This window comes from Cysteiniphilum marinum (assembly GCF_014857925.1).
Taxonomy (GTDB): domain Bacteria; phylum Pseudomonadota; class Gammaproteobacteria; order Francisellales; family Francisellaceae; genus Caedibacter; species Caedibacter marinus.
The window spans coordinates 1-6412 of record NZ_JACYVZ010000062.1; the positions used below are offsets into that span (position 1 = coordinate 1).

Here is a 6412-nt window from a genome sequence, read left to right on the forward strand (position 1 = left end):
TGTAGCAAATCTTCGTAACTTAATTGTTGTTGAGATAAATCCAAAGAAGAAAAATTCTTAAGGCTTAATGTGCTAAGCTCTTCCTTTTTTAACAGCTTTGGTTTTCTCATGTCCATTTGATTTCAGGCTACATCCCTATAACATAAAATTATAATATCAACAGAAATGTGTTGAGTATATATCGATAAATCTGGGTTTTTTAATATATTCTGGCGAAGGGGTCTGAATGCTTACAAACCATTTACAATTTATGCATGGATGATTATCAACCATCTCAACCTGATGCTCCAAATAATGTTCTTAGTTTGAAGAAATTTTTTAGTGGTTTCACAGAAAGGGTTTCCTCAGCTATTCGGCGTGTTCCCGATATGATTTATGCTCCTGATAATTTCTCAGTTGAATCAACGCCTCAAAATACAAATTGATAATGAGATAGCGGGAGGGGTCTGAGCACTTACAAATATATTAAAAATTGTGTGTTTTTCTGTATTCTAATCTATGGGTTAAATTGTTAGTATTTATACTAGGTAGCGGCTCAAAATTAACTTGCACTATGGATTGCCGCCTTCGCGGCAATGACGGCCTCGTCACTCCCGCGAAGGCGGGAGCCTAGGTTTTAAAACGCAACTTATTTTTGGTTCGTTACTATGGGTTCACTTACGATGGTAAGTGCCTATAGTCACAATATTACAACCACTTAAGGGGTCAACTAGATAAGCTTTGAACGTGGCTGGAAGTCATATAACTTTTAGAGGTAAAAAGATGGGTAACAATGCTGATTCAAGAGGAGACTTTGTCCTTACTAAAATGAATCTATCAACTACAGAGCCGAAATTTAATCCTAAAATTGGGACAAAGTCTGATAATCCCAAAATGTATGAATTTAGAGCTACAGATAATTTAAGCCAGAATGCGATACATTGAAAAACTGGTGGGAACTGCAACAAAGGACAAATAGAGATGACCATGAATGGCGAATATTATGTCATTTGACCACCGATATATTGTCTAAGGCACTTAATAGTGATACAAATAGTCCTTATTTTTATGCACTGGTTTTCTATGATGATAGTCTTCTTGCATTGACTCGGTTTAAAGTAAAAACAAAAAACTGTTTTTCCATAGATGCAACTATTTCTGATCCTAGTAATTTTATGATGAGTGATGATTGTAGAAAACGTGGGTTTGGTACCCTTCTAAAACTCTATGGGCTACGATATGGTTTTGAATTACCTGGGATGGTAGTGGCTACTTCATATGCTTCCACTCATGTATCAGCTAAAATTAATCAAAATTTAGGAATGAAACGGTTAAAAAACACCCCCCCCCAAAAAAACCAGCAAAGTTCTGTGAATGTACCACAAAGTGGGCAGCAGAACATAGTCCCACAACACCATAACCCTGACTTAGAATATCTTGAATTGTCACAGGAACATGGTGGAGAAGGTGCTTCTGTTAATGCATGCCACTCTCCAGGTGAGTGATTACACAATACTAATTTTCTAATAATATTAATATTGTTAATGTTAAGTAAAGAAATATAATCTACTATGTTTAAAGAGTGCTAATAAGAGTAACTTACCCACTGTCGACAGTTGACTGTTTAACTTAATAGTCCGTTGATAACATCTCCCCTTTCCTAAAAGCGGGTGGGTTGCTCTAATTGGCACTTTTTGCTGTAACAACTATATGACTGAGTAAACTATGACGCGTTTTTTTATTCAAAGACCTATTTTTACGATCTCAAGTTTCTTGCTGTTAATCTTTGCGGGAATCTTTGCTTATAACAAGCTTGAGTTGATGGAATACCCAACCTTAAGTGGCGATACGATTATGATTAGCACCAGTTATCCGGGTGCTGATTCAAGTACGATTGAATCGATGGTGACAACGCCGATTGAAATGGCATTGCAGGGCATTGATGGGGTCGATTATATCAACTCAACGAGTTCAAGTGGTAGTAGTAAGATCACCATTAATCTACAAGTGGGCGCCGATGAAAATACTGCTGTGACTGAAATTGAAACATCGTTATCTAGTGTGTTATCACAGCTGCCAAGTGGCGTGCAAAACCCGATTATTAAAGAGGCGGATTCAGGGAGTATGCCGGATTTAATGCTGAGCTATACAAGTCAAACGATGTCAGCAGGTCAGATTACCGATTACATCATGCGTAACCTTGAAACAGTGCTTTCCAATGTGCAAGGTGTTGGGGAAATTCAAATTATGGGGGATAGGCAATATGCGATGCGTATTTGGCTGGATCCTTATAAAATGAGAGCCTATGGTATTACTGGGACTGATGTTGAAAATGCGCTAAGTACGCAAAATGTTCAAGCGACTCCTGGGGAGTTAGATCGTACATCACAAGTGATTACTATTAAAGCCTTAACGGATGGGCAAACAGTAGAAGACTTTCAAAACCTTATTGTTAAGAAAACTGGTGATACAGTGGTGCGCTTAAGAAATATTGCCACGGTTAAGCTAGGCGCGCAAGATACCACAAAGACGATGTTCACCAATGGCACGCCAGCAGTTGGTTTGGCCATTACTTATAAAAATGATGCTAATCCAGTAGATACGGCAAAGCTTGTTAAAGATACCATTGATAAAATTAAATTGCCTAATGATTTAGATGTGCAAATTATTCGCGATACCTCGACTTATGTACATGCCTCAATCGAAGAGGTCATTGAGACATTCTTTATTACTGTTATATTAGTTATTCTGATTGTGATTGCCTTTTTAGGCTCACTAAGATTAGCCATTATTCCATCGACAGCGATCCCATTATCACTTTGTGGGACCTTTTTAATTATGTATTTTATTGGCTTTAGTATTAATTTGCTGACAATGCTCGCCTTTGTCTTAGCTATTGGCTTAGTGGTCGATGATGCGATTGTGGTGATGGAAAATATTCATCGGCATATGTTAATGGGTAAAAAGCCATTGCAAGCTGCGATTATTGGTATCAAAGAGCTGGTGGGTGCGGTTATTGGTATTACCATTACCTTGCTTGCGGTATTTGCACCGATTGGCTTAGATACAGGAATAACAGGTGCGCTATTTAAACAGTTTGCCTTTACCTTGGCCGCGGCTGTACTTGTCTCAGGTGTGGTGGCATTATTTTTCACACCGATGCTTTGCTCCAAGGTGATTACCACGAAAGAATCAGCCATTGCAACAAAAGTAGAGCATTTCTTTGATCGCTTAGCCGAGCGTTATAAGGTGTTTCTAAATAGCGTTATTCATCATAAGAAAAGTATTGTGATGATCGTTGTGCTAATTGCGATATTAGGTGGCGCTATGGCTTATATATTGGCAGGAAAAAGCGCATTAGCCCCCAATGAAGATCAAGGAGTGTTAGTGGGTGTGGCTATGGGACCAAGCTCAGCACGTGTTGATTACACGCAAAAATATACTAATTCTGTTAATGAAATTTTGAAAAAGTATCCGCAAATTGAAAATAATAGCGCAATCAATGGTTTTCCATTTGGGCAATATTCAGCCATGCTGTTAGCAAACTTGAAAAACTGGGATGATAGAGATTTATCAGCACAGCAACTCACAGCTAAAATTATGCCACAATTAGCACAAATCCCTGGTTTAAGCATGATGTTCAGTTCCCCACCTGCTTTACCAGTATCTAAGGGTATCTATAATTTTCAGTTTGTTGTTAAAACCATGGGCAATTTCTCCCAATTAAGTAAAACCGTTAATGAGATGGTGAGTGCCTCGCATAAAAATTCAAACATTCAAGCGGTGCAGGTGGACTTACATATTGATCAACCACAATTAGTGCTCAAGATTAATAAAACAAAAGCCAACTATTTAGGGGTGTCAATGAGTGATATAGCTAATACACTTAGCATTGCTTTTGGTCAGCCTGAGAACAATGAGTTTGTATTAAATGGTTATGGTTATTATGTTATCCCACAAGTTGCTGATAAGATGCGCGGTAATCAAAACATTATTAATGTACTCACGGTTAAAAACTCACAAGGTGAGTCGATCCCATTATCCACTGTGGTGAGCTTTAAAAATGAAATTACCTCAGCCTCATGGCCGCACTTTCAAGGCCAGCGCTCAGCAACAATCTCAGCACAGCTAGCAAGTGGTTATAGCACGGAGCAAGGGTTGACTTACTTTAAAGATTTATTTAATCAATATAAAACCCAAGATATGAGCTATGACACGCAAGGTCAAACACGTTCATTCTTGCAATCGCAAAGCAGTATTGTTTTACTATTTATTGCTGCCTTAGTGGTGATCTTTTTGGTATTATCAGCGCAATATGAGAGCTTTATCGATCCATTAGTGATTCTATTCACCGTGCCATTAGCATTGGCAAGTGCTTTGATTGCCTTGTATTTATTTAATTACTCACTTAATATTTATACGGAAATAGGTCTTATCACCCTAATTGGCTTAATTACCAAGCATGGGATCTTGTTGGTGGATTTTGCTAGACAACATCAGCAAACACATCAATCTACTGTGGAGGAATCCATTATTGAAGCAGCAAGCATTCGTTTAAAGCCTGTGTTAATGACAACTTTAGCAATGGTGTTTGGCGCCTTGCCATTATTGTTAGCCTCAGGAGCTGGTGCGCATGCTAGAAACCAGTTGGGATTGGTGATTTTTGCCGGTATGCTACTAGGGACACTTTTTACCTTAATTATTTTGCCAACTATCTATTGTATTTTTAGATCAAGGTCTAATAAAACAGATATTAATCAAGTCATAACACAAGCTAAGGCATAGGGGGTAGCAATGACAAAAAAAACAGCGCAATTAAGTTTAATCATCATCCCTATTGTTGTTTTTATAGCAATTTTAGGATTTGTTTTTTATAAGCAATCACTAACAAAGCCCGTTAAAAAAGCAAAGGCTAGTATTGAAACGATAACAGTTAAACCACAAACGCATCAAGATAAGCTAAGTGCATTAGGGCATGTGGAATCATCACAAGGTGTGATTATTAAAGCTAATGTTTCAGGTCGAATTACTAAGGTGAGTGCCACCTCAGGCCAAGCGGTTAAAAAAGGTGATGTGTTGCTTGAAATTAACCCTGAATCCATTCAAGCGGATCTGGAGTCTAACAAAGCACAAACAAGCTTGGATAAAGTCAATCTTGAACGCGCGCAAGCTTTGTATAAAAAGAATGCGGCTTCAAAAGAAGACTTAGATACTGCCAAAGCCACCTATGAAAAAGACTTAGCGCAGCGCAAAAGCATTTTGGCGCAATTACATGATGCGGTAATTCGAGCGCCCTTTGATGGCACAATGGGGATTGTACGCCCAAAACTAGGGCAATATGTCAATGTCGGTGATAATTTACTTTCTTTACAAACGCTAACACCGATTTATGTTAATTTCTCGCTGCCAAGTCAATACCAAAGTAAAGTCAAAAAAGCTCAAGTTGTTGAGTTAAATCTAGATGCTTATCCAAAGCAAACGTTTACAGGAAAGGTAACGGCAATTGATAATATGATTAATCCCAGCACCAATAGTATTTCTATTCGTAGCACTTTTCAAAATGAAGCACACAAGCTTTTGCCCGGTGATTTAGGTAATGTTTCATTAATTACAGATACACAGAAAAATGCCATGATATTACCATCTCCAGCCATTGTTTATAATGATGGCAAGTCTTATGTTTATAAAATTATTAATGATAAAGCACAACAGCAAGAAGTCACACTGGGGGCGCAAGTAGGGCAAGATGATGTGATTATTACTAAAGGGGTTAGTGCTGGAGATGTTATTGCCACAGCTGGAGCAAGCAAGCTGAGTAATGGTATGACGGTTGTTGTGAAAAAGTAAATAATGTTCTGTTTTTTATCAAAATATATTAAAAAACCTTGATTTATCGATCTTCCAAAATAGTAGTTAGGCGCCATATACAGTTAGCCATAACAGCAGCAATCTCTAGGCAAAAAAATGTTATAAAAATTATCTCATTAACCATAAACATATAGCCAAAATATATTCAATGAACAGGGCAATCGCATTTAAATCCCCTGAATGATTTTTCGTAAATACTGTTCATCCCATCCAGCTTTTAAGCGTTTAGTTTTAACGCCAACTTTAGCTGTCTTCTCTTTGTTTATTAAATTTAATGCAACATGCCTAATGGTACTCAAGTTGGCAGCACTATTACCAACTCTGGCTCGCGAATGGTCTTCATCAAATGACTATAATACTCCCCATATTTTGGACCACAGTTAGAGACACAAAAAGCGTCTCAAAAATGTTAAACTGTGTGCCAAATTAGGAGGTAACAAATGCCAGCTAAGAAGAATAAAAGCTATACAGCAGAATTTAAAGCCAAGGTTGCTTTGGACGCGATAAAAGGCGATTTAACGATTAATGAGATTTCCTCAAAGTATGGTGTGCATTCAACGCAGAT

General features: G+C 37.9%; 5 protein-coding genes. All 5 read left to right on the forward strand.

The features are described from left to right. Positions 1 to 726: 726 nt before the first annotated feature. Positions 727 to 924 (forward strand): hypothetical protein, encoded by a 198-nt coding sequence (locus tag IE867_RS13845; protein WP_192485302.1) that lies wholly within the window; start codon positions 727 to 729, stop codon positions 922 to 924. Further along, positions 921 to 1484, forward strand: a complete 564-nt coding sequence (locus IE867_RS13850) for a hypothetical protein (RefSeq protein WP_192485303.1) — start codon at positions 921 to 923, stop codon at positions 1482 to 1484. Before IE867_RS13845 ends, IE867_RS13850 begins: the two co-directional genes overlap by 4 nt. A 220-nt stretch (positions 1485 to 1704) precedes the next feature. After that, on the forward strand, positions 1705 to 4764 hold the full coding sequence (locus IE867_RS13855; RefSeq protein ID WP_225630080.1) for an efflux RND transporter permease subunit: 3060 nt from the start codon (positions 1705 to 1707) through the stop codon (positions 4762 to 4764). A gap of 9 nt (positions 4765 to 4773) precedes the next feature. Continuing rightward, the gene (locus IE867_RS13860; RefSeq protein WP_192485304.1) at positions 4774 to 5826 is read left to right on the forward strand and encodes an efflux RND transporter periplasmic adaptor subunit; all 1053 of its coding nucleotides are present in this window, start codon (positions 4774 to 4776) and stop codon (positions 5824 to 5826) included. 461 nt (positions 5827 to 6287) lie between these two features. Then, the coding region (locus tag IE867_RS13865) for a transposase (protein ID WP_192483753.1) at positions 6288 to 6412 on the forward strand (125 nt) is incomplete at its 3' end.

Excerpts from the sequence above, each read along its gene's own strand:
- IE867_RS13855 (WP_225630080.1), top strand. The coding sequence starts at position 1,705 with ATGACGCGTTTTTTTATTCAAAGACCTATTTTTACGATCTCAAGTTTC.
- IE867_RS13860 (WP_192485304.1), top strand. The coding sequence starts at position 4,774 with ATGACAAAAAAAACAGCGCAATTAAGTTTAATCATCATCCCTATTGTT.